Here is a 22,311-nt window from a genome sequence, read left to right on the forward strand (position 1 = left end):
CGCCAGATGCTCGACGACCTGCGCATGCAAGAGCAAGATCCGCTGCGCGGCATGGACGCCGTTTTCCCCGCCGAAGAGTTCGCGGGACGGATCGAGCGTATCCGTGCCGCGCTCGCGCCGCTCGGAACCGATGCGCTGCTGCTAACCGGACCGGAGAACATCTTCTGGGCCACGGGGCGTCAGACGGCCGGCTATTTTGCCTTCCAGGCGCTGATCGTGCCTGCCTCGGGCGAGCCGGTTCTGCTGGTGCGCCAGCTTGAGACCACCGGTGCTCGGGCGTCGACTTGGCTGTCCGACATCCGCGCCTGGCAGGACGGCGAAGACCCGGCCGCCGCGCTCGGCCGGCTTGTGGCTGAACTCGGGCTGAAAAGCCTGGCCGTCGAACGCAATGGCTGGTTCGTAAGTCTGTCGCTCGGAGCGCGCATCGCCGCCGCGCTGAAAGAAGTCCGGATCCATGACGGATCGGGTATCGTGGAGGATCTGCGGGCCGTCAAGTCGCCTGTCGAACTCGCGGCCATCCGCCGGGCGGCGACCTACGCCCAGACCGGCATGGCTGCTGCCCTGGAGATGAGCCGCGCCGGGGTCAACGAAAATGATGTGACCGCGGCAATGACGGCAGCGGCGATTGTCGCGGGGTCGGAGGCGATGGCGATGGAGCCTTTGGTATCCTCGGGGCCTCGTTCCGGCGTACCCCATGCCACGTGGCGGCGGCGGCGCATCGAGCACGGCGATGCTGTCTTTCTCGAGCTTGCCGCCAGCCACGACCGCTATCACGCAGCACTTATGCGCAGCGTCTGGATAGGGGAACCGCCGGCGGAGGCAACGCGCATGATGGATACGACGCTTCGAGCGCTGGAGGCGGCGCTTGCCGCGATGCGACCTGGTATTCCTTGTGCCCGGCCACACGAGGCGGCCCAGGCGGTCATCGATGCCGCCGGCTATTCGAGCGCCTTCCGCAAGCGGATCGGCTATTCGATGGGCGCCGCCTTCGCGCCCGACTGGGGCGAAGGGGCGATTCTGTCGCTGTTTTCGCATGTGACCCGGCTACTTGAACCGGGCATGGTTTTTCATCTGCCCGCCACCTTGCGCAGCTATGGAAACTTTACGGTCGGAGCGTCGGAGACTGTGATCGTTACTCATACCGGCATCGAGGTTCTGTCGGACTTACCGCGCACGATGACCGTTCGGTAGTCTGCCCTTCATCTTGAGCTCAAAAGGGATTTCAGGCACCGACCAGTGAAGAGGCGCGAAAATCTCAAGGGGCGGGATGAAGCACGCCGGCCTGAACGTCACCCTGGATGATCTGCCCATGTTGGCGAGCGACCGGCAGATCGCGGAAGCGATCGTAGAGAAGGAAATCGCAGAAAAATGGCTACGCCAGCGCCTGCCGACTCTCGCGGGCGCGAGATCTGCGAGCGTCCGGGATTACGGTAGGAGGCGCTGCCGATGCCTCTACCGACGACGCGGTCAAGGTTGCCGGGCACTCCGGAAAGAGAACGACGGCACAGGTCTATGACCGGGCCTTACTGCAGGCGGCCAATCGCTTCGCACAAGCCCGCCTGAAGGGGCGAGAACGTAGTGGTAGCGCGCTGCTCTCAAAGCCCTGCGGCACATGCGGTTCAAAAAGCGCATGGTTAATGCAGCCTTAACCTTCCCGCCGATAGTCTGGTCCGCGATTCTCGGGACATGACCGGCCTGCCGGTGGTCCCTGCCAAGACCGGGGGTTCGGCATGCGCTCAGAGCTTTCAGCGCCATTATCGCTGGCTGGACAAGGCCGAGGGCTGCAAGCCTTCGCGCGCCGCCAGATCTGGCGCGCGGCGGGCCTCGCGCTGTTCGGTTTCGTTGCCTTCGCGCTGGCGGCGCTGGGTACATGGAATGTCGCCGATCCGAGCTTCAGCCATGCCACCGCCAACCCGGTCACCAATGCCATGGGCTATCCCGGCGCGGTCCTGGCCGACATCGCCATGCAGTTCTACGGCCTCGCATCCGTCGCAGCCCTGGTGCCGGCGGTGATCTGGGGCGCTTTCCTGGTGTCGGCGCGCGGCGTCGATCGTATGCCGCGACGGGCCTTGGCATGGTTCGGTGCCTCGATCCTGTTCGCGGCGATCGCCGGCTGCCTGACACCGCCCCCGACCTGGCCTCTGCCGACGGGGCTCGGCGGGGTGTTCGGCGACATGGTGCTGAAAATACCGGCCTCGGTGACCGGCACCTATCCGCGCGGTATCCTGTCGATCGGCGTCGGGGCCGTCATCGCATTGCCTGCGCTATGGCTCTTCGCTTTCGGCTCCGGCCTGCTCTACAGGCCGGGCGGCCTCGGCGCCGTGCTCGCCGAGGGCGAGCCGGTGCGCACAGCCGAAGCCGTGCTCGACGAGGACGATGACGACGAGGACGAGGGCATCCTGGCGCTCGGCGCCGTCACCCATTGGTGGCTCTCGGCCCGCGCCTTTTTGCGCAGGCACTTGCCGGGCCACGGCAGCGACGGTTTCGGTGGTTCTTCGCGCCAGGCCCGGGGCCGGACCGGGGAGGGCGACGATTTCGAATTGCAGGCGCCGCGCCGGGGTGTTGCGGCGGGCCATCGCATCGAACCGGAGTTCTCGATGTCACGCGAACCAACGGGTCCGCGGGAGCCGGTCTTCGACAGTGACGACGATTTCGACGACGAGGATGATTTCTCGCCGCAGCCTGCCCGCCGGCAGGCCGCAGGAGCCGAGATCCTTCGCGCCGCCGGGGTTCGGGTCGACAGTCCGGCGCCGCGTCCCCATCAGGGCGCGCGCGTGCAGCGCGAGGCCCAGACCTCGCTGATAAGCTCCGGGCATTTCGAGATGCCGTCGCTGCACTTCCTGTCGGAGCCGAAAAGCGTCGTCCGCGATCCCAGCCTGTCGAAGGACGCGCTCGAGCAGAATGCGCGGCTGCTGGAAGGCGTGCTGGAGGATTTCGGAGTCAAGGGCGAGATCATCCATGTTCGCCCCGGCCCCGTCGTCACGCTCTACGAGCTGGAGCCGGCGCCCGGCATCAAGTCGTCGCGTGTGATCGGCCTCGCCGACGACATCGCCCGTTCGATGAGCGCGATCGCCTGCCGTGTGGCCGTGGTGCCCGGCCGCAATGCCATCGGCATCGAGCTGCCGAACGCCAAGCGCGAGACCGTCTATCTGCGCGAACTGCTGGCCAGCCGCGACTTCGAGCAGACCAAGGCGAAGCTTGCCCTGGCGCTCGGCAAGACCATCAATGGCGAGGCCGTCATCGCCGACATCGCCAAGATGCCGCATGTGCTGGTGGCCGGCACCACCGGCTCGGGCAAGTCGGTCGCCATCAACACCATGATCCTGTCGCTGCTCTACCGCATGACGCCGCAGGACTGCCGCCTGATCATGATCGACCCGAAGATGCTGGAGCTTTCCGTCTATGACGGCGTCCCGCATCTGCTGACCCCCGTCGTCACCGATCCCAAGAAGGCGGTCGTCGCGCTGAAATGGACCGTGCGGGAAATGGAGGACCGCTACCGCAAGATGTCCAAGGTGGGCGTGCGCAATATCGACGGCTTCAACGCGCGCGTCGCGGCGGCGGCGCAGAAGGGCGAGACGATCTCGCGCACCGTGCAGACCGGCTTCGACCGCGAGACCGGAGAGGCGATCTACGAGACCGAGGATCTCGATCTCGCGCCGATGCCCTTTATCGTCGTCATCATCGACGAGATGGCCGACCTGATGATGGTGGCCGGCAAGGACATCGAAGGCGCCGTGCAGCGCCTCGCGCAGATGGCGCGCGCCGCCGGCATCCACGTCATCATGGCCACGCAACGCCCGTCAGTCGACGTCATCACCGGCACGATCAAGGCCAACTTCCCGACGCGCATCTCCTTCCAGGTGACGTCCAAGATCGACAGCCGCACCATCCTCGGCGAGCAGGGCGCCGAACAGCTGCTCGGCATGGGCGACATGCTCTATATGGCCGGCGGCGGGCGCATCCAGCGCGTGCACGGGCCCTTCGTGTCCGACGACGAGGTTGAGAAGGTGGTGGCACATCTAAAGCTGCAGGGCGTGCCGGAATATCTCGACGCCATAACCGAGGACGACGGCGAAGAGGACGACGAGCCGGCCGGGCGTTCAGGCGGTGGCGGTGGATCGGGCGGCGGCAATATCGACGATTCGGACGATCCCTACGATCAGGCCGTGGCCGTCGTGCTGCGCGACGGAAAGGCCTCGACGAGCTACATCCAGCGCCGGCTGGGCATCGGCTACAACCGCGCCGCCTCGATCATCGAGCGGATGGAAAAGGAAGGCATCGTCGGGCCGGCCAACCACGCCGGCAAGCGCGAGATCCTGGTTCCGACCGAAGAGGACAAATTTTAGTGATGACCGGGGCGGCGTGGAACCGGCGGCACCCGCCAAACTTAAGCCCAACTGAAAGCCTAGAGCATGTCTGCCGAAAGTGTGAAGCGGTTTCGGAAAGAAGATATGCGCCGAGTCAGGCTGCAAGCGGCAATCCCGCAGAAGAACGGAAAGCGATGAGCCACATGAGCAACGAAAACCGAACCCCCTTCCTCGCCACGCGGCGCCAGGTCCTCGGCTTCTCGCTGGCCGCGCTCGGCGCGTCGCTGGCCGGCGGGCTGGTTCCGGGCCTTGCCACCGTCGCCGAGGCACAGGCTGCGACCGACGCGGCTCAACGCATTGCCGACCACTTCTCCAATGTGCGCACCATGACCGGCGAGTTCGTCCAGTTCGGTCCCAAGGGCGAGCAGACCGGCGGAAAATTCTACATCGAGCGGCCCGGCAAGATCCGCTTCAACTACGATGCCCCGGCCGCCTTCCGCGTCATCTCGGACGGCAAGTCGGTGGTGCTCAACAACCAGCGCCTCAAGACCTGGGACCTCTATCCACTGTCCAAGACGCCGCTGAAGCTGTTGCTCGACGATCGTATCGATCTGTCCGGCAGCAAGGTCACGAGCGTCAGGGAAGAACGCGACATGACCACCATCCAGCTGTCCGACAAGTCGGTGTTCGGCAATTCCAGGCTGACGATGATGTTCGACCCCAAGACCAACGCGCTGCGGCAGTGGACGATCACCGACGCCCAGGGCAAGGACACGACGGTGATGATCTTCAACGTGAGGGAAGGCGTGAAGTTCGCCGCCGACATGTTCAAGATCGACTACGGTCTGGTTTCGGCCAGCACCGGGCGCCGGACCAACCGCTGACGCCGATACGTCGGGGCGCGCGGCCATCACCCGGGCCGCCTCTCCTTGCCTTTGCCGCCCAAGGCTGGCAGTTTCCGGCTCCTTTCCAAGCCGGATTCTCTCATGCCCTTTTCGATCTCCACGTGGAACATCAATTCCGTTCGCCTGCGCATGCCGCTGGTGGAGCGCCTCCTGAAGGAGCGTGCGCCCGACGTGCTGTGCCTGCAGGAAACCAAATGCCCGGACGACCAGTTCCCCTCGGCAGCCTTCCGCAGGCTCGGCTACGAGCACCTCGCCTTCAACGGACAGAAGGGCTACCACGGCGTCGCGACGATTTCCCGCCGCCCGCTTTCCATCGTCGAGAAACGACAGTTCTGCGGCATCGTCGACAGCCGCCATCTGGCCACCCGCGTGGAAGCCGGGGGGCATTCGCTGCTGCTGCATAACTTCTACGTGCCCGCCGGCGGCGACGAACCGGATCCGGAGATCAATCCCAAGTTCAAGCACAAGCTCGCATTCGTCGAGGAGATGCGGGCGGTGACGGCCGACACGCCCGACTTCAGCGCTTCCATACTGGTCGGGGACCTGAACATCGCGCCACTGGAGAACGACGTCTGGTCGCACAAGCAACTGCTCAAGGTGGTCAGCCACACGCCCGTCGAGACCGAGGGCTTCGAAGCCATGCGCATGGCGGCCGGCTGGGTCGACCTTATGCGGATGCGCGTGCCGCCGGAGGAGAAGATCTACACTTGGTGGAGCTACCGCGCCCAGGACTGGGAGGCGTCCGACCGCGGCCGTCGGCTCGACCATGTCTGGTCCTCGGACAACATCAAGGACGCGCTCGTCGGTGTCGAGATCCTGCGCGAGGCGCGCGGCTGGGACCGGCCGTCCGACCATGTGCCCGTCATCGCGAGCTTCGCCTGGGAGTGAGCGGCCCGGCCGCCTGCGGCTCGCAGCTTGCGACGCGTCAATCTTGGGGCGTGAAGCGCGGTGCAAGGCTCTCGATCTCGCTGACCAGCTTCTGCAGTTCGTCGACGATGCGCTGGTGAAGCGCCACGGCGATCTCGGGAAATTCCTCCAATATGCGCCGGAACAGCGTGCGGCTCAGCCGGACGAGTTCGGCATCGGAGGCGACCGTCGCGTCGGTCAGGCGATTCGAATCGGCGATCAGGGCGAATTCGCCAAGGATCACTCCGGGGCCGGCCTTGCCGGCAGGCACGCGCTTGCCCTCGACGTCCCGGAAGAGCTCGACCTCGCCGCTTACGACGACAAAGGCGCAGTCGGCCTGATCGCCCTCGCGATAGAGGATGCGGCCGGCCGGAACCCGCATGTTCTCGGCACCGAAAGCCAGCAAACGTAACTGTTCCTGCGTGAAACCCTCGAAAAGGCCCACGCCGGACAGGATGCGGACGTCGTCATCCAGCGCCATTATGTCCCCGGCTCACAGGCACCGGGTCCCTCCCGCGTGCGGCCCTCCAAGCCCCTCTCCGCGAACTGGTCAGGGAACCAGCTTGTAACCTCCGCTTTCTGTCACAAGAATTTCCGCATTGGAAGGATCGCGCTCGATCTTCTGGCGGAGCCTGTAGACATGCGTCTCAAGCGTATGGGTGGTGACGCCGGAATTATAGCCCCACACTTCCTCGAGCAGCACGTCGCGGGTGACCACCTTCTGGTCGGCACGATAGAGATATTTGATGATGGAAGCTTCCTTTTCCGTCAGCCGCACCTTGCCGCCGCGCTGGTCGACAAGCAGTTTCTGGCTCGGCTTGAACGTATAGGGTCCGACGGAAAAGGTGGCGTCCTCGCTCTGCTCATGCTGGCGAAGCTGCGCCCGGATGCGGGCGAGAAGCACCGCGAAGCGGAACGGCTTGGTCACATAGTCGTTGGCGCCGGCTTCCAGCCCGAGGATCGTGTCCGAATCGGTGTCATGGCCGGTCAGCATGATGATCGGCGCCTTGTAGCCGCCCTTGCGCAGGATCTTGACGGCCTCGCGGCCGTCCATGTCGGGCAGGCCCACGTCCATGATCAGGAGATCGACCATGCCGCCGCGCGCCGCGGCCATGCCTTTGGCGGCGGTGGCTTCCTGCAGCACGTCGAACTCCTCGTAGAGCGACAACTGCTCGACAAGAGTGGCGCGCAGGTCTTCATCGTCGTCGACGATCAGGATGGTGCGGGAGGTCATGGCTCAATCCATTGTTTTGAAATGAAGAATGCAGTTGACCGGCAAGCCTTTATGCGGAACCTGACGGGCAGGAAAGCCAGTCACGGTGATTTGCTTCGTGAACCGATCATACTCCAAAAAAAGTGAGCGCAATGGGGCGGAGAGAAAAATCGGCAAACGATTCTCTCCACTTACCGTCAGGGCCCGGCCCGGAAACCGAAGCCAGGGACTGATCAATGCCGGCGGCCTGGTCTTTCCCTGCGCGCTCGGGCGCGGCGGCATCTCGGCGGCCAAGCGCGAGGGCGACGGCGCGACGCCGCTGGCCCGGATGCGGGTGCTGTCCGGCTACTTTCGCCGCGGCCGCTTCCCGTTGCGTAGCCGGCTGCCGCTGAAGGCGATCTCGTCCGATCTCGGCTGGTGCGAGGTGCCGCACGACCGCAATTACAACAGGCCGGTCCGGATACCCTATGGCGCGAGCCACGAACGCATGCTGCGCGACGATCGCCTGTATGACGCGGTCATCGTGCTCGACTGGAACATCCGGCCCCGGCGGCGCGAGCGCGGCAGCGCGATCTTCTTCCATCTGGCCCGGCCGGGCTTCACCCCGACGCAAGGCTGCGTGGCGGTGAGCCATGCCGTGATGGCCCGCATCCTGCCGCTACTGACGCGGCATAGCGTGCTCCAGGTGGTTCGTTAGGATCGCGCGACAAGAAAGGGCGGCACCGAATGGTACGATACCGCCATCTTATCGCATTATCCTTGCCGGCTTGCAGAACCGACCGCCGTCCTATCGAAGACCGCATGAACGCGACCGAGCCCAGCCGGTGCCGACGAGGGTTGCGCGCGTGATCTCGGCGCTGACGGCCGCCGAAATCTGCCGGCGGTCCACGCCGACATCGCGCAGGTAGCGGTCGGACAGTCCATCGAGTTCGTCAGCCGTCGCGCGGTGGCGCAGCGCCATGCGGAAGGAACGATAGGCCTGCGCGATCGACGTCGACAGACGCCAGGTCGTAGGATGGTGGGAGGGAAGGCGAATGATCGCGGACATCTTTTGGCCTCAAACAGATTTTGATTATCTGCCTTTCGCATGGGAACGTATCCGATTGATCGTTGGCCGAGAAACGAGTAGTTTTTGGCCGATCATGTAGTTTCGTTTGAAGATCCATGGTCGTCCACATTCCTGGCACCCGCGCATTGAGGACCCTTGAGGCGGCCGCCCGCCATCGGAATTTCACGCGTGCCGCCGAGGAGCTCGGGCTCACGCCGGCCGCGGTCAGCCATCAGATCAAGGAATTCGAGGAGCAACTCGGCGTCGCGCTGTTCTTGCGCACCAGCCGCTCGATCGAACTCACCGAGGCGGGCATTCTGATCGTCGAGGCGGTGACAGACGCGCTCGACCGCATTGATCGAGCCGTGACGCGGGCACGCAGGATCAAGCGTGGGACCGCTGTGATCAAACTGACGATGGACGCGGTCTTTGCCTCCAAGTGGCTGCTGCCGAGGGCCGATCGCTTCCGCAGGCTGCACCCCGATCTCGAGCTGCGCTTCGATATCGCCGCCGAAGTCAGGGACTTCGGCTACGACGATGTCGACATCGGGATCCGTTTCGGGGGCGGCAAATATCCTGGCGTGATCGCCGAGCGATTGTTCGACAACGTCATCGCTCCGGTCTGCAGCCCCGCCCTGCTGCAGAACGGTCCGCCGCTCAACGAGCCGCGCGACCTGCTGAGGCACACGCTCGTTCACATCGAATGGTCGCGGCAGGGCGTGACCTGGCCGAACTGGCGCATGTGGATGGCCGCGGCTGGAATCGAGGATTTCGACGACGGCCAGTGTGTGCTGTTCGAGGACACAAGCCACGTCGTGCAGGCCGCGATCGAAGGCAGCGCGGTCGCACTCACCGACCTCACCATGATCGCCGGCGACCTGTCGGCCGGCCGTCTGGTCCGTCCCTTCGAGCTCGGCATCAAGATGCCGGCGGACTTCGCCTATTATCTGGTCTATCCGTCCGAATCGGCGTCCGATCCGCGCATCCTCGCCTTTCGGGAGTGGGTGCTGGGTGAGGCGAGCGCCGAAGGTATCGCTCAGAGAACGTCGGTCTTGTAGCGCGCGGTATCTTCGCGAATGCCCGGTTGAGGTTGTGGGCACGGGCTCGGCCGCGTCCGCCTCGCTCTCTCCAAGCGGCGAACACCGGCAAAGCAATCAGTAGTCCGCGATCTCGACGCCCTGCTGCCTCAGCCCGGCAGTGACGGCGCGGCGCGCGGCAAAGATGTCTGTCGGGCGGCTGCGGCGCGCGGCGGCGATCTCGGCGGCCGTATAGGGCGTGAAGGCGCCCTGCAGCGAGGGGCCGGCGAAATGGGGGACGAGCCAGTTCGCCAATGCGGCGACGTCGTCGTCCTTCAGGCCGGAATTCATGATGCCCGGCACCTGGATGGTGTAGAGGCGACCCTCGGGCAGTCTCTGGAAATGTCCCACGGTTCCCGCCAAGGCAGGTATGCGACCCGCGACCGACCCTGATCCATCGCGCATGTGGCAGCCCGAGCAATGCAGGACGTAGAGATATTGCCCGTCACCCGCCGCCGCAGCGTGGCAGATGACCGCGGCGAGCGAGGCGAGAGCGATGCGCAACCGCCGCACCAGCCTACTCCAGCAGCTTTTCGCGCAGGGCAAGAAGACCCTTGTGGTCGATCTTCTCCGCCCGCAGCGTCGCGATCTCGTCGGCCGTGTAGTCCTTCCAACCGGTCGGCGGCGGGTTCAGCGTGGCCATGACATAGGTCGCGAGCATGGCGATCTCGTCGTCGGAACGCTGCTTCTGCGGCGGCATCGCGCTGACAAAAGTCTTGCCGCCAGCGACGATCTTGCCGGCGAGGCCGTTCAGCACGACGAGCGGCAGGTAGCGGCGCGCATCCGGTTCGCCCTTGGCAGCCCATTCCGCCTTCGCCAATGCCGGCGCCAGCCCGGCGATACCGGTACCGTCCTTCTTGTGGCAGGCAGCGCAGACTTTCCCGAACAGCGCCATGCCGTCCGCCGCGGGCGACGATTGCACCGAAAGGGCGAGAACCGGCGCCGCAAGTATGGCGATCCTAGCCGCCGCTGCTACCCAAGCCGACAACCGCTGCGACCGTGCAATGATAGTTGCTCGCCTCATTCGCCATGCACCAGTTGATGTCGTTGTGCACGCCCATGCGATAACCCGGCCGTTCCCGCAGGTTGAAATTGCACAGGCAGCGGCCGCACGATGCCTGGCCGCAGCAGTCGTTGTAGGAGATCAGGTATTCCTTGCTGTCGCCCGGATTCTGGCAGGTGCCGACCCAGGTGACCTGCGAGACCGCGGCATTGGGCGGACACTGGTTCACCGAGCCGCCACAGCATGTGCAGAGGAAGCCGTCCAGTGCGCAATAACGCCAGTATTCGCACTCCGTATCGGCCTTTTCCGCCTGGGCACGCGCGGACCCGCCGCCGGCCCTGTCGAACGGCAGCATGGGCAGCAGGGCGCCGCCGATCGCCGCCTTGCCGATGAAGGACAGGACGCTGCGCCGGCCGGTGCGCTGTGCCATGAGCCGCGCGCCGCCTTCGGCGACGTTGTCGATCGTGCCGAACAGTCGATCCATGAGGCGATTCATGTTCCCCTCCTAGTTGAGAGTGGCGGTTTCGGCCTTGATCCAGTCCTGGATCGAGGCGTGGCCGAGATCGTTGGCGTTCATGAGGCTTTCGAGCTGCTCGCGCGAATTGACCAGGCCCTTGCCGCGCACGACGCCCTGCCGGTCGAGCAGCACGGCGAAGGGCAGGCGGTTGATTCGGTAGGTCATGCCCAGATCGGGCGACAGGACGTAGGGAAAGTCGCCGAGTCCGGCCGCCCTGTGGAAGGCTTGATGCGCGGTGTGGTCGCCATCGCTCGCGAGCACGATATCGAGCGACTTGCCTTCGGCGGCGCGCATCGATTTCAGCACTGGCAGCAGCTTCTTGCATACAGGGCACGTGGTCGAGAGGAAGAAGACAAGCATGTTCCTGGCGGAGGCGCCACCGATCGCCAGCGGCTTCCCGTCGAGCGTCATCAGGTCGAACCGCGGCGAGGCTTCGCCGACCTTGGGGCCGGCGTCCGTCATCAGCGCACCCATCGGCGCGACACGTTCGAACAGGATGCCGACCTGCCGCGCGAGCGCGAAGACCACGATCAGCAGCGCGATGACCACGACCCACAGCGCGACGACGGCGATCACCAACGGGTCCATCAGTGGGTCTCCATCCCGGCGTCACGCCGATGAGCGCCATCGTCGGCGGCGGCAAGATATGAGAGGTTGTCGGCGAGCTTCTCCGCGCCGGCCAGGAGCAGCCAGAAGCTGGCAATGGTGGCGAGGGTGGCGAACCAGCCGACCGCGCCGATATCTCCGGCTCCGGGCTGCTGCCCCGCGATCAGGGCAAGGCCGACAAGCGCGAGGTTGCGTCCGACGAGGAACCAGGACAGGCCCTGGCCGGCCCCGCCGCAGCCGCAATCGATGCGGGTACGGCCTCGCAGGAGATTGACGGCGATGGCGGCCCCGTAGAGTACCAGCAGACAAGCGGCTCCTGCCGCGGCGTAGAAGCGTGTCTCCGGCAGGACAAGGCCAAGCGTTATGGCGACCTCGGCCGCAAGCAGGAAACCGGCCGCCGGAACGGCGAGGCCGACGGGCAGGATGCGGTATTCGGCAAGCGTATGCGCAAACCAGGTGAAATCGAGGAACTTGTGCGCGGCGCCGCGCAGGAAGACGCCGACCAGCGTGCCTGATGCGACGATGACGACGATAGGATGCGCGAGCGCTTCCAGTACCATCAGCGTACCTCGACCTGATCGGGCAGATCTCCGCCCGGCGCGGTAGCCGCCACGGACAAGGCGAAGGGCTGTCCCGAAGCAGGCAGGTCGTAGCGCACGATCTCGGCCTTCAGCCCGTCTATGGCGAAAATGGCGGGTGAGTCGCCCTGGCTTGCCGTCAGTGCGATGGCCGGGACAGATGCCGCCCTGCCGAGCACGGTCTCGTTCTTGAGATCCACGGCCCAGATCTCTTCGGCCGGGTTCTTGTGGCTGCCTTCGGTGCCGCCCGAATGCATCAGCACATAGGCGATGCCGGTCTTGTCGTGGACCGCGATAGGCTGATAGCCGCCGGGCCGCCAGTTGCCTTCGACCCCTTCGGTCAAGGCGATCTTGTCGGTCAGCGTGGCGGTATCGCCCTCGACGTCGATCACGTAGATGTTGCCGCCATAGGAGACGAAGACCCACTTGTCGCCCCAGCGGTAGGCGCCGGAGAAGAGCGCATCAGTGTCGGCGTCGAAAATCTGCTGCGACGGTTTCATCTCCGCCGAGCCGTCGGTCTTCACGTCGATCGTGCCGAAGGTTCCGTCGCCGCAGGTCGTCGCGAAACGCATCGGCATGGTTGCGGAGGGGAAGATGCCGTAGCAGCCGGGGTTCGGGATATCGGCGATCTGCTTCTTGCCCGCGATATCGACGACAGTCACCGATGTGGCCGGGGTCGCATTCTGGATGAAGAGATATTTGAGGTCGCTCGATGTCCAGAACAACGAGCGATAGTTGAGCGCCTGCGCCCGGTTGTTGGAGATCGGGATCTCTTCCTTGAAGGTGAGGTCCTTGCCGGAATATATCTCCACCACGTCGGTACGCTCGCCACGCGTGGTGCGCGACAGGTGCGTGGTCGCCACATAGATGTCGGCGCTGCCCGCCGGCACATGAACCATCCCCAGATTGGCTATGCCGATGAGTCCGAGAAGTTTCAGATCCTTGGCGTCCAGGACGTAGGTGCGGCCGTCGACGACGTGATTGAGCGCCAGATCCACCGAGAACACAAGCTCGGTTCCGTCGGGGATGGTCATGTTGGTGACGGTCTCAGGCTGGATTTCCTGCGCCAGGACCGGGCCGGCGGTCATCAAGGTCGCAAAGGACAGTCCAAGGAAGATACTGCGCATGGCGTTTCCCCTCTTCCAGACGTCGAATATGGCACGATATCGCCGCCATTACCTAAGGGAAATTGTGCCAAGGGAGATAGTTCAGACCGGCCACAGCCGGTAAGACCCGTCGTCCTCAGACGAAGCGCCAGACCGTCGTCTTCTTGACCTCTGCATCCTCCAAGGCGCGCGTGACCGGCACCTGGTAGACGGCAAGCTTCTCGAGCCTTTCGCCGGGCAGATAGGAGCGGCCGGGATCTCCGACCAGCACCGTGGCGCCGCGCCGGCCAAGCGCCTCGAACCAGGGCACGAGACGACCAGCGAAAGCCTGGTCGTAAAAGACATCGCCGGCGAGCACGACGTCCCAGCCGAAGTCGCGGCCGACGAGATCCTCCGCAGTGAAGGCGACAGCGACACCGTTGGCTGCCGCGTTCAGGCGAACAGCCTCAGCGCAAAACGGGTCGATGTCGGCGCAGAGCACGCCGGCTGCGCCGGCCATTGCCGCGGCTATGCCGACGAGGCCCGACCCGGTGGCGAAATCGAGCACGTCGCGGCCGCGCACCATCCCGGCATTGTCGAGAACGTAGCGCGCCAGCCCTTGTCCGCCGGCCCAGGCGAAGGCCCAGAAAGGCGGCGGCAGGCCGATCTCGGCAAGCTCCTCCTCGGTCTTCAACCAGAGCTCATGCGCCTCGTCGGCGAGATGCAGCCGTGTCTCCGGGACATGCGGCGGCGCCGAGAGCGCCGTGTTCTCGAGGATGAAGCGTCCGAAATGGTCGGGCTGGAGCGACATTCACGGCACGGGTTCGACGCCGCCCATGCGGCAGACTTCCTTCCATTCTTCCGGCGTCACCGGCTGCACCGAGAGACGGCCGAGCCTCACCAGAGCCATGTCGGCGAGCTTGGGATTGGCCTTGACCTGCTCCAGCGTGGGCGGATTGGGCACGTCGCGCACCGCGCGGATGTCGACGCATTCCCAGCGCGGGTCGTCGGTGGTGGAATCTGGATGGGCCAGCGCGCAGACCTCGGCGATGCCGACGATGTTGAGGCCCTCATTCGAGTGGTAGAAGAAGCCGAGATCGCCGATCTGCATGGCCCGCATATTGTTGCGCGCCGCGTAGTTCCGTACCCCGTCCCATTCGGCGCCGGCCTTGCCCTTCGCCTTCAGCGCCTCGAAGGAGAAAACGGACGGCTCGGATTTGAACAGCCAATAGTTCATGTCGGATCACCCTCGCTGGTTGCGCGCCAGAAGACCACTATGCCGATGCGGGATTGTTGAAAACCCAGTTCCAGGCGCGGATCTCGACGCTCTCGAACAGGCCGGCCCTGGCATAGGGATCGGCTTCCGCGAGTGCCTTCGCGCCGGCCATGTCGGCCGCCTCGACCACCACCAGGCTGCCGTCCGGCTTGCCGTCGCCGTCGAGGAATGGCCCTGCGAATTTGAGCGTGCCCTTCTCGTTGAGGCCATTGAGATAGGCGACATGGTCCGGCCGCGTATCGAGCCGAAGCTGGAGTTTGCCGGGCTCGTCCTTGCAGATCAGAGCGAAAAGCATGTCTGGCTCCCTTGGTTCCGTCTATTCGTCCTCGGCCCGCAGAGGCCTCGTCATCAGGTTCGAAACGGCCTGACGTATGGTGATGGTGCCGCGAAGAAGCTCGTCGACCGCGGCGATGATCGGTGCCGCGATCCCTTTCTCCCTGGCCAGTTGCGCTGTTATTGCCGCGGTCGGCACGCCTTCGGCCAGCGGCAGCCCCTCGATCTTCTCGCCGCGGCCGAGCGCCAGGCCGTAGGCGAAATTGCGCGATTGGGCCGATCCGCAGGTCAGCACGAGGTCGCCGAGGCCCGACAGACCCATGATCGTCTCCGGCCGGGCGCCGAAGCTGGCGGCGATGCGGCGCAGTTCGACGAAGCCGCGCGTCACCATGGCGGCCTGGGCGCTGGCGCCCAGCTCCGCGCCCGCAACCATGCCCGCGGCGATGGCGAGAACGTTCTTGAGCGCGCCGCCGATCTCGACCCCGACGAGGTCGTCGGTGGAGTAGCAGCGGAAGTTGGGCGTCGACATCAAGGCCGCGAGTGTTGCGGCGCGCTCGGCATCCGGCGAGGCGACCACGACCGCGGTCGGCAGGCCCCGCGCAACGTCGGTAGCGAAACTCGGGCCGGAAAGCGCGGCGATCGGATTGTGCGGCAGCACCTCGGCGACCACGTTCGACAGCAGCGCGCCGGTGTCGCGCTCGATCCCCTTGGCGCAGAGCACGACGGTGGCTGCCGGCGGTACGGACGCGGCAATCGCACCAAGCACGCCGCGCAGCGTCTGCGCCGGCACCACGGCGAGCACATGGTCGGCCCCGGCGAGCGCCTCCGCAGCGTCGACCGTCGCCTCGATCGTTCGGTCGAGCCGAATACCCGGCAGGTAGCGCGGGTTCTCGCCGCGGTCGCGCAAGGCTTCGACAGTCGCGGCATCGCGCGCCCACAGCCTTACGGCGTGGCCGGCGCTTTGCGCGATCATGGCCAGCGCCGTCCCCCAGGCGCCACCGCCAACTATGGTCAGGCGGGCGCTCATGCCTTTGCTCCCCGCCGGCCGGAGCCGATCAGCGGCGCGGAAAGCGTGTCCAGAGGCCAACGCGAGCGAGGCGCCAGGGTCAACGGGTCGCCGCTGTCGATGCTGGCCCGCAGACGTTCGATGCCGGCCCAGGCGATCATCGCGCCATTGTCGGTGCAAAGAATATGGGGCGGAGCGACGAAACGAAAGCCGCGGCTCGCGCATGTGGCCTCGAGCGCGCCCCGTATCGTCCTGTTGGCGGCGACACCGCCGGCGACCACCAGAACCGGCCGGGCCATGCCGGGGAAGTCGCGTTTGAAGCGGTCGAGGCTGCGTGACACCCGGTCCTCCAGCGTCTCGGCGATCGCCGCCTGGAAGGAGGCGCAGATGTCGGCGACGTCCTCTTCGGCGAGCGGAGCGATCGCCGTCGCAGCCTGTCGCACGGCAGTCTTGAGGCCGGAGAAGGAGAAGTCCAGCCTGGCTTCTCCCTTGAGCGGCCGCGGGAAGGCGAAACGCGCGGGATTGCCCTCTGCGGCGGCCTTCTCGACATTGGGGCCTCCAGGGTAGGGCAGACCGATCAGCTTGGCGGTCTTGTCGAAGGCCTCGCCGAGCGCATCGTCGATCGTGGTTCCCCAGCGCTCATAGTCGCCGACGCCGCGCACGAGCACGATCTGGGTGTGACCGCCCGAGACCAGCAGCAGCAGATAGGGAAAGCTGAGCCCGTCGGTCAGCCGCCCCGTCAGCGCGTGGCCTTCCAGATGGTTGACCGGGATCAGAGGCTTGCCCGCGGCAGAGGCGACGGCCTTCGCCGTCATGAGACCGACGATCAGCCCGCCGATCAGGCCGGGGCCGGCGGTTGCGGCCACCGCATCGACGTTGTCCAGCGTCATGCCGGCATCGGCCAGCGCTGCCTCGATCACGCCGTCGAGCGCCTCCACATGAGCGCGGGCGGCGATCTCCGGCACGACGCCGCCGAAGGCCGCATGCTCGCCGATCTGGCTCAGCACGACGTTGGACAGGATCTCGCCGGTACCGTCCGGGCCGCAGGAAACCACCGCCGCGGCGGTTTCGTCGCAACTCGTTTCGATGCCGAGGACGCGTATTGTCGCTGCCTTCCGATCCATGATTGCCGGGTCGCTCTTTCCCCGTTAGGAGTTCCGGGCAGAAGCCCGCCGGGGCGCGGGTTAACACGGACCGAGCGATGCAAACAACTCTCTTGAGGATTGGCACCAGGGGCAGCGCGCTTGCCCTGGCGCAAGCCGAGGAGACGCGCGCCCGGCTGATGGAGGCCCACGGCCTGCCGGCAGATGCCTTTTTGATCGTGCCGATCGCGACGACAGGCGACAGAATCCAGGATCGGCCGCTGTCGGAAGCCGGCGGCAAGGGTCTGTTCACCAAGGAACTCGAGGAGGCGCTGCTCGATGGTCGCATCGACATCGCCGTCCATTCCTCCAAGGACATGCCGACGGTTCTGCCCGAAGGCCTGCATCTGTCGGCCTTCCTGCCGCGCGAGGACGTGCGGGACGGATTCATCGGACGCGGCGGCGTGAAGCTCCTGGACCTGCCCGAGGCGGCGACGATCGGCTCGTCGTCCTTGCGGCGCCAGGCACTGATCCGGCGTCTGAGGCCCGACCTCAAGGTCACGACCTTTCGCGGCAACGTGCAGACGCGGCTTCGCAAGCTGGAGGAGGGCATCGTCGACGGGACGCTGCTTGCCAATGCCGGCTTGCGCCGGCTGCACCTCGATAGCGCCATCACCGAGCTCCTGCCGCTCGATCGTTTCCCGCCGGCGCCAGGCCAGGGCGCGATCTGCATCGAAAGCCGTATCGGCGCGACCGACGCCGATGCGATGCTGGCGCCGATCAACCACCAGGCGACGTTCGAGGCCCTTGCCTGCGAGCGGGCCTTCCTCGCCGCGCTCGACGGCTCCTGCCGGACGCCGATCGCCGGGCATGCGACGATCGTTGGCGGCCGGCTGTCCTTCAGAGGCCTGATCCTCCGACCCGACGGGCAGGAGGCGCATGAGGTCGTCGACGAGGGCCCTGCTGCCGAGGCCGCCCGGATCGGCCGTCGCGCGGGCGAAACCGTGCGGAGCCAAGCGGGAGCGGCGTTCTTTGAGGGATGGTCGTGAATGAGCAGCCGCGTTCTGGTGACGCGGCCGCAACCCGGCGCCGGCGCGACCGCGCGCCGGCTCGATGAGCTGGGTTTCGAGGCGGTTGTCCTGCCGCTCACCGAGATCCGTGAGCTGGCCGTCGATCCCCTGCCGGCCGCCTCGCCGATCGATGCCGTCGTCGTGACCAGCGCCAACGCGGTGCGGCACGCTCCCCGCGAGCTTCTTTCGCTCTTTCTGGACCGGCCTTGCTTCGCGGTCGGGGCCGAGACGGCGGCTGCAGCGGGCAAGTCAGGCTTTTCCAGGGTTGCCGCGGGTACCGGCGACGCCGCCGGCCTGGCGCGTCTCGTCACCGACACCTTGCCTCCCGGAGCGCGGATTCTCTACCTGTGCGGCCGCGTGCGGCTCGTCGGCGTTGAAGATCGGCTTCGCCGGAAAGGAATGCATGTCGCCATCGCCGAGACCTACGATGCGCCCGAGGTCGTCTATCCGATCGATGAATTGACCGACCGGCTCGGTTCCGCGCCGCTCGACGCTGCGCTCCTACATTCGGCAAGGGCAGCAAGCGGGCTCGCCGGGCTGGTCTCGCTGCCTGGAATCGAGCCTCTGTTCGCAAAAACCCTTTTCCTTTGCCTCTCCGATCGGGTCGCCGCCGCGCTTCGCGACGTCGGTGAGGGGCGTGTCTTCGCCGCGCCAACACCCGATGAAGCCGCACTTCTCGCGCTGCTTCGGCAGCGCTGCGGCAATGGTGCCTGAACCGGCCTCTTTTCAGCCGGGGTTGATGTGGTAGTGATCGGATGAGGCCCGGTGGGGTCCTGGAACGACAGCGGCAGAAAGCGGAGCCCTCCATGGTGAAGACCCCGAAAACACGCCATTCCAAGCAGCGCCGAGACCCGGTGACGATCGATCTCGGGCCGGGCGACGTGTCGAGGGTGACGGAAGCGAATCCCGCAGGAGAAAGCGAATCGGCTCGGCCGGAGGCAGTTTCCGAAAACCTGTTCGGCGCCGCGCCGGCTGCCGAAGACCCCGCAGCAAAGCCTGCCGATGCCGAGGAGACTTCGGCGGAAGCGGCGGTCGGCGACGACCGCAACGTGCTCGATGAGGATGTGCGGGCAAGGACCCATGCAGAGCCGCGCTATGCCGCCGGGTTTGGCCGTTCGCCCCTGGAAAACGATGAGATCAAGGATCCTGAGGAGCCCCAGCCTGGCCCCCAACGCGCCGCGGGACGGGGAGCCGCCATCGCTGCAGGCTTGGCCGGCGGCGTGATCGCCCTCGCGGGGGCGGGTCTGCTGCAGTTCGCAGGGCTGCTCCCTTCGCCCGGCAGCAGCGGCAGTCCCAATGCCGCGGCGGTGCAGATCGAGATCGACGCGTTGAGGCAGGAGCTCGACAGGCTGAAGAATGCGCCGGCCCCGGGCGAGAGGCTCGACGCCCTGACGGCGACGGTCGACCAGTTGAAATCCGACCTCACCGGTCTGCACGGGGCAGTCGCAACGGGCGGCGCCGGCGATGGAGCGGCGGTTCAGGCGCTCGACACGAAACTCAAGGAGGTCGAGGCGACCGTCGCGGCGCTTGGCGCCGGGGACGGCGGCGCGTCGGCGGCTGAACTCGATCGCCTGAACCAGAAAATCGCCTCTCTGGAAGACGCGATCGAAGCAGCCTCCAAGGCCGGTACGGCCGTAGACGGGCGCCTCGCTGCGCTCGAACAGACTGTCGCCGGGCTTTCCCAGAAGGTCGAGGCGCAGGCCGACCAGCCGCGCATCGCGCTGGCGATCGCCGCGTCGGGCCTCAAGGCAGCGGTCGAGCGCGGCGGCGCTTTCGCGGCTGAGCTCGAAACGCTGGCGGCGGTCGCACCGAATGCGCCGGAGCTGGCCGAGTTGCGGACGCTGGCCGAAAAGGGCGTGCCTTCCAGGACGGACCTCGTCGCCGCCGCGCCCGCCGCGGCGACGGCGATGATCGACGCTTCGACCGTCGTCGACGAAAACGCCGGCTTCCTCGACCGGTTGATGACGAGCGCGGAGTCCCTCGTAAAGGTGCGGCCGGTCGGCGTCGTGGAAGGGGAAGGCGTTCCTGAAAAGACCGCCCGCATGGAGGCAGCATTGAAGGATGGCGATCTGGCCAGGGCGCTTGCCGAATACGACACGCTGCCGGAGCCGTCCAAGGACGCCGGCGCTGCCTTTGCCGACGCCGTGCGCAGCCGCCTCAAGGCCGAGCAACTGGTCGACAAGGCGCTGGCCGGCGCCTTGAATGCCGGGTGAGGGGAAGCCGATGGTCCGCGTCCTGTTCTTCCTGCTTGTCGTTTTCGGCCTCGGCCTGGGCTTCGCCTGGCTCGCCGACCGCCCGGGCGAGATGGTCGTCACTTTCCAGGGCTATCAGTACCAGGTGTCGCTGATGGTGGCGGCGGTCGCCGTCACGGCCATCGTGGCGGCGGTCATGATCCTGTGGTGGCTCGTCCGGTCGATCTGGAACAGCCCCTATATGATCTCTCGCTATTTCAGGGTGCGGCGCCGCGACCGGGGCTATCAGGCCCTGTCTACGGGGATGATCGCGGCCGGGGCCGGTGACGCGGCGCTGGCGCGCAAGAAGAACAGGGAGGCGGCGAAGCTGATCAGTTCGGATCAGGAGCCGCTGATCCAGTTGCTGGACGCGCATGCCTCGCTGCTCGAAGGAGACCATGACGGTGCGCGCAAGAGGTTCGAGGCCATGCTCGACGATCCCGAGCTGCGGCTGCTTGGGCTCCGTGGGCTCTATCTCGAGGCGGAACGTCTCGGCGAACGCGAGGCGGCCCGGCACTACGCGGGCCGTGCGGCAGCGATCGCCCCGCAGCTCGGCTGGGCATCCGACGTCACGCTCGGAGAGAAGACCGAACAGGGCGACTGGGACGGCGCGCTGCGGCTGGTCGAGATGCAGAAGGCCGGGCATCAGATCGACCGCGAAACCGTCAACCGCAGGCGTGCGGTGCTCTTGACCGCAAAGTCGATGGCCGCCCTCGACGTCGATCCGCTCGCCGCCAAGAATGCGGGGACGGAAGCCAACCGGCTGGCGCCCGCCCTGGTGCCCGCCGCGCTCGCCGCCGCACGCGCGCTGTTCCGGCAGAACGATCTGCGCAGGGGCACGAAGGTCCTCGAGGCGATCTGGAAGGTCGAGCCGCATCCCGAGGTCGCCGATCTCTACGTCCATGCGCGTCCGGGCGATGCGACCCATGACAGGCTGGCGCGCGCCCGGCGGCTCCAGTCGCTCAAGCAGAACCATCCGCAATCCTCGCTCGCCGTGGCGCGCGCCGCCCTCGACGCCGGCGAATATCGCGCCGCGCGGGAGGAGGCCGAGGCGGCCATCCGCATGCAGCCGGGCGAGGCCGCCTATCTGCTGCTGGCCGATATCGAAGAGGCCGAAACGGGCGACCAGGGCCGCATCCGCCAATACCTGTCGAGAGCGTTGCGCGCGCCGCGCGATCCCGCCTGGGTGGCCGACGGCTATGTTTCCGACCGCTGGGCTCCGTGCTCGCCGGTAACGGGCAAGCTCGACGCCTTCGAATGGCGTGTGCCCGTCGAACGGCTCGGCCAGATGATCGAGCAGGAGGACGAGATCCCGCTTCCGGCCCTGCCGGCCAAGACCGAGCCTGCGGTCGGAGCCGCGCCGGCCGTCGAGCCCGAAACGGCGCCGGCCGCGCTCTCGGCCGTCAACCAGAAAACGGTCGAGCATGACGCCGAACCGGCAGCGCGGGTGGCGCCGGCAGGCGACGGGCGGCCGCCCGAGAACGGGGAGCCGATGCGCCGTCCCGACGATCCCGGCGTCGATCCCGAGGAAACCGACGAGGCGTCGAAGCGTTTTCGTCTGTTCTGATTGTCTTTGTGTCGGTTGTCATGGGCATGGCGTCCGGGTAACGGTCTCCTGCCCTTCTTCCCGGATGTCCCCACCATGATCGAACGTCTTCTGTCCTTCCTCAAAGAACTGCCCGGCGCGCAATCCGGCGCGCTCGCCGGCAAGGACGACCCCAAGGTTGCGGCCGCCGCTCTGATGATCCACGTGATGGACGCCGACGGCGTGCGCCAGGCCTCGGAAGTGACCCGGCTCAAGCAGATGCTCTCCGAGCACTACGGCGTGAAGGGCGAGACGCTGGAGGCGCTGTTCCGCGCCGGCGAGCGGGCCGACCAGGAGGCCATCGACCTCTATGCCTTCACCAGCGTCCTGAAACGCCACCTCGACGAAGAGGCCAAGGCGGAATTCATCGGCATCATGTGGGAGGTCGTCTTTGCCGACGGCGAACTGCATGAGCTCGAGGACAATACGGTGTGGCGCGTGGCCGAACTGATCGGCGTCGACCGGCACGAGCGCATCGCCGCGCGCCAGCGCGCCCAGCGCCAGGCCCCCGACAAGGCAAATTGACGCTGATGCCGGTCGG

At 66.4% G+C, this 22,311-nt stretch carries 25 protein-coding genes; 11 read left to right on the forward strand and 14 right to left on the reverse strand.

The annotated features are described in order from the left end of the window. Positions 1-24: 24 nt before the first annotated feature. The 4 genes from JN280_RS10250 to JN280_RS10265 all read left to right on the forward strand — a co-directional run bounded on the left by JN280_RS10250 (position 25) and on the right by JN280_RS10265 (position 6,103). Positions 25-1,191 (forward strand): M24 family metallopeptidase, encoded by a 1,167-nt coding sequence (locus tag JN280_RS10250; protein ID WP_202314673.1) that lies wholly within the window; start codon positions 25-27, stop codon positions 1,189-1,191. Positions 1,192-1,730: 539 nt separating this feature from the next. Further along, positions 1,731-4,349, forward strand: coding sequence for an FtsK/SpoIIIE family DNA translocase (locus JN280_RS10255; RefSeq protein ID WP_202311918.1), 2,619 nt, complete (start codon positions 1,731-1,733; stop codon positions 4,347-4,349). Positions 4,350-4,504: 155 nt separating this feature from the next. Further along, complete coding sequence (locus JN280_RS10260; RefSeq protein ID WP_202311919.1) at positions 4,505-5,194, forward strand: outer membrane lipoprotein carrier protein LolA; 690 nt, start codon at positions 4,505-4,507, stop codon at positions 5,192-5,194. Positions 5,195-5,296: 102 nt separating this feature from the next. Next, positions 5,297-6,103, forward strand: coding sequence for an exodeoxyribonuclease III (locus tag JN280_RS10265; RefSeq protein ID WP_202311920.1), 807 nt, complete (start codon positions 5,297-5,299; stop codon positions 6,101-6,103). 37 nt (positions 6,104-6,140) lie between these two features. On the opposite strand, the gene JN280_RS10270 is transcribed toward JN280_RS10265, so the two are convergent. Together JN280_RS10270 and JN280_RS10275 are read right to left on the reverse strand one after the other, a co-directional pair. Then, a complete protein-coding gene (locus tag JN280_RS10270; RefSeq protein WP_202311921.1) occupies positions 6,141-6,602 on the reverse strand; it encodes a Crp/Fnr family transcriptional regulator in 462 nt (153 codons plus the stop codon). 69 nt (positions 6,603-6,671) lie between these two features. Then, positions 6,672-7,355, reverse strand: coding sequence for a response regulator transcription factor (locus tag JN280_RS10275; protein WP_202311922.1), 684 nt, complete (start codon positions 7,353-7,355; stop codon positions 6,672-6,674). Positions 7,356-7,440: 85 nt separating this feature from the next. Here JN280_RS10275 and JN280_RS10280 point away from each other — a divergent pair, with 85 nt between their 5' ends. Beyond that, entirely contained in the window at positions 7,441-8,031 is a 591-nt protein-coding gene (locus JN280_RS10280; protein ID WP_202311923.1) for a L,D-transpeptidase family protein, read from the forward strand. Positions 8,032-8,121: 90 nt separating this feature from the next. On the opposite strand, the gene JN280_RS10285 is transcribed toward JN280_RS10280, so the two are convergent. Continuing rightward, positions 8,122-8,382 (reverse strand): DUF1127 domain-containing protein, encoded by a 261-nt coding sequence (locus JN280_RS10285; RefSeq protein WP_202311924.1) that lies wholly within the window; start codon positions 8,380-8,382, stop codon positions 8,122-8,124. Between the two features lie 116 nt (positions 8,383-8,498). On the opposite strand from JN280_RS10285, the gene gcvA reads away from it, so the two are divergent. Further along, complete coding sequence (gene gcvA, locus JN280_RS10290; protein WP_202311926.1) at positions 8,499-9,440, forward strand: transcriptional regulator GcvA; 942 nt, start codon at positions 8,499-8,501, stop codon at positions 9,438-9,440. A gap of 96 nt (positions 9,441-9,536) precedes the next feature. Here gcvA and JN280_RS10295 read toward each other — a convergent pair whose 3' ends face one another. From JN280_RS10295 to tsaD, 11 genes are all read right to left on the reverse strand, one after another. Continuing rightward, on the reverse strand, positions 9,537-9,971 hold the full coding sequence (locus tag JN280_RS10295) for a c-type cytochrome (RefSeq protein ID WP_202311928.1): 435 nt from the start codon (positions 9,969-9,971) through the stop codon (positions 9,537-9,539). A 4-nt stretch (positions 9,972-9,975) separates the two neighbouring features. After that, positions 9,976-10,353, reverse strand: a complete 378-nt coding sequence (locus JN280_RS10300) for a c-type cytochrome (protein ID WP_202311930.1) — start codon at positions 10,351-10,353, stop codon at positions 9,976-9,978. Between the two features lie 64 nt (positions 10,354-10,417). After that, complete coding sequence (locus JN280_RS10305; RefSeq protein ID WP_202311932.1) at positions 10,418-10,957, reverse strand: methylamine dehydrogenase light chain; 540 nt, start codon at positions 10,955-10,957, stop codon at positions 10,418-10,420. A 9-nt stretch (positions 10,958-10,966) separates the two neighbouring features. After that, positions 10,967-11,566 (reverse strand): methylamine dehydrogenase accessory protein MauD, encoded by a 600-nt coding sequence (gene mauD / locus JN280_RS10310; protein ID WP_202311934.1) that lies wholly within the window; start codon positions 11,564-11,566, stop codon positions 10,967-10,969. After that, a complete protein-coding gene (locus tag JN280_RS10315) occupies positions 11,566-12,144 on the reverse strand; it encodes a MauE/DoxX family redox-associated membrane protein (protein ID WP_202311936.1) in 579 nt (192 codons plus the stop codon). Before JN280_RS10315 ends, mauD begins: the two co-directional genes overlap by 1 nt. Further along, positions 12,144-13,289 carry an amine dehydrogenase large subunit gene (locus JN280_RS10320; protein ID WP_202311938.1) on the reverse strand — a complete coding sequence of 382 codons (1,146 nt, stop codon included), beginning with the start codon at positions 13,287-13,289 and terminating at the stop codon, positions 12,144-12,146. Before JN280_RS10320 ends, JN280_RS10315 begins: the two co-directional genes overlap by 1 nt. 115 nt (positions 13,290-13,404) lie before the next feature. After that, a complete protein-coding gene (locus JN280_RS10325; RefSeq protein WP_202311940.1) occupies positions 13,405-14,058 on the reverse strand; it encodes a class I SAM-dependent methyltransferase in 654 nt (217 codons plus the stop codon). Further along, positions 14,059-14,484, reverse strand: coding sequence for an EVE domain-containing protein (locus tag JN280_RS10330; RefSeq protein ID WP_202311941.1), 426 nt, complete (start codon positions 14,482-14,484; stop codon positions 14,059-14,061). A 37-nt stretch (positions 14,485-14,521) separates the two neighbouring features. After that, positions 14,522-14,818, reverse strand: a complete 297-nt coding sequence (locus JN280_RS10335; protein WP_202311942.1) for a YciI-like protein — start codon at positions 14,816-14,818, stop codon at positions 14,522-14,524. A gap of 21 nt (positions 14,819-14,839) precedes the next feature. Then, entirely contained in the window at positions 14,840-15,823 is a 984-nt protein-coding gene (locus tag JN280_RS10340) for an NAD(P)H-dependent glycerol-3-phosphate dehydrogenase (protein WP_202311943.1), read from the reverse strand. Next, positions 15,820-16,905, reverse strand: a complete 1,086-nt coding sequence (gene tsaD / locus JN280_RS10345; protein ID WP_202314675.1) for a tRNA (adenosine(37)-N6)-threonylcarbamoyltransferase complex transferase subunit TsaD — start codon at positions 16,903-16,905, stop codon at positions 15,820-15,822. The genes JN280_RS10340 and tsaD overlap by 4 nt, the downstream gene beginning before the upstream one ends. 98 nt (positions 16,906-17,003) lie before the next feature. On the opposite strand from tsaD, the gene hemC reads away from it, so the two are divergent. The 5 genes from hemC (at position 17,004) to JN280_RS10370 (ending at position 22,295) form a co-directional block, all read left to right on the forward strand. Next, positions 17,004-17,933 carry a hydroxymethylbilane synthase gene (gene hemC / locus JN280_RS10350; protein WP_202311944.1) on the forward strand — a complete coding sequence of 310 codons (930 nt, stop codon included), beginning with the start codon at positions 17,004-17,006 and terminating at the stop codon, positions 17,931-17,933. Then, the gene (locus JN280_RS10355; RefSeq protein ID WP_202311945.1) at positions 17,934-18,668 is read left to right on the forward strand and encodes a uroporphyrinogen-III synthase; all 735 of its coding nucleotides are present in this window, start codon (positions 17,934-17,936) and stop codon (positions 18,666-18,668) included. Between the two features lie 92 nt (positions 18,669-18,760). Further along, positions 18,761-20,167, forward strand: coding sequence for a COG4223 family protein (locus JN280_RS10360; protein ID WP_202311946.1), 1,407 nt, complete (start codon positions 18,761-18,763; stop codon positions 20,165-20,167). A 10-nt stretch (positions 20,168-20,177) separates the two neighbouring features. Continuing rightward, positions 20,178-21,752 carry a heme biosynthesis protein HemY gene (locus JN280_RS10365; RefSeq protein ID WP_202311948.1) on the forward strand — a complete coding sequence of 525 codons (1,575 nt, stop codon included), beginning with the start codon at positions 20,178-20,180 and terminating at the stop codon, positions 21,750-21,752. Positions 21,753-21,827: 75 nt separating this feature from the next. Further along, the gene (locus JN280_RS10370; protein WP_202311949.1) at positions 21,828-22,295 is read left to right on the forward strand and encodes a tellurite resistance TerB family protein; all 468 of its coding nucleotides are present in this window, start codon (positions 21,828-21,830) and stop codon (positions 22,293-22,295) included. Positions 22,296-22,311 lie beyond the last annotated feature (16 nt).

Origin of the sequence: Mesorhizobium sp. L-8-10, assembly GCF_016756635.1 — a bacterium.
Classification (GTDB): domain Bacteria; phylum Pseudomonadota; class Alphaproteobacteria; order Rhizobiales; family Rhizobiaceae.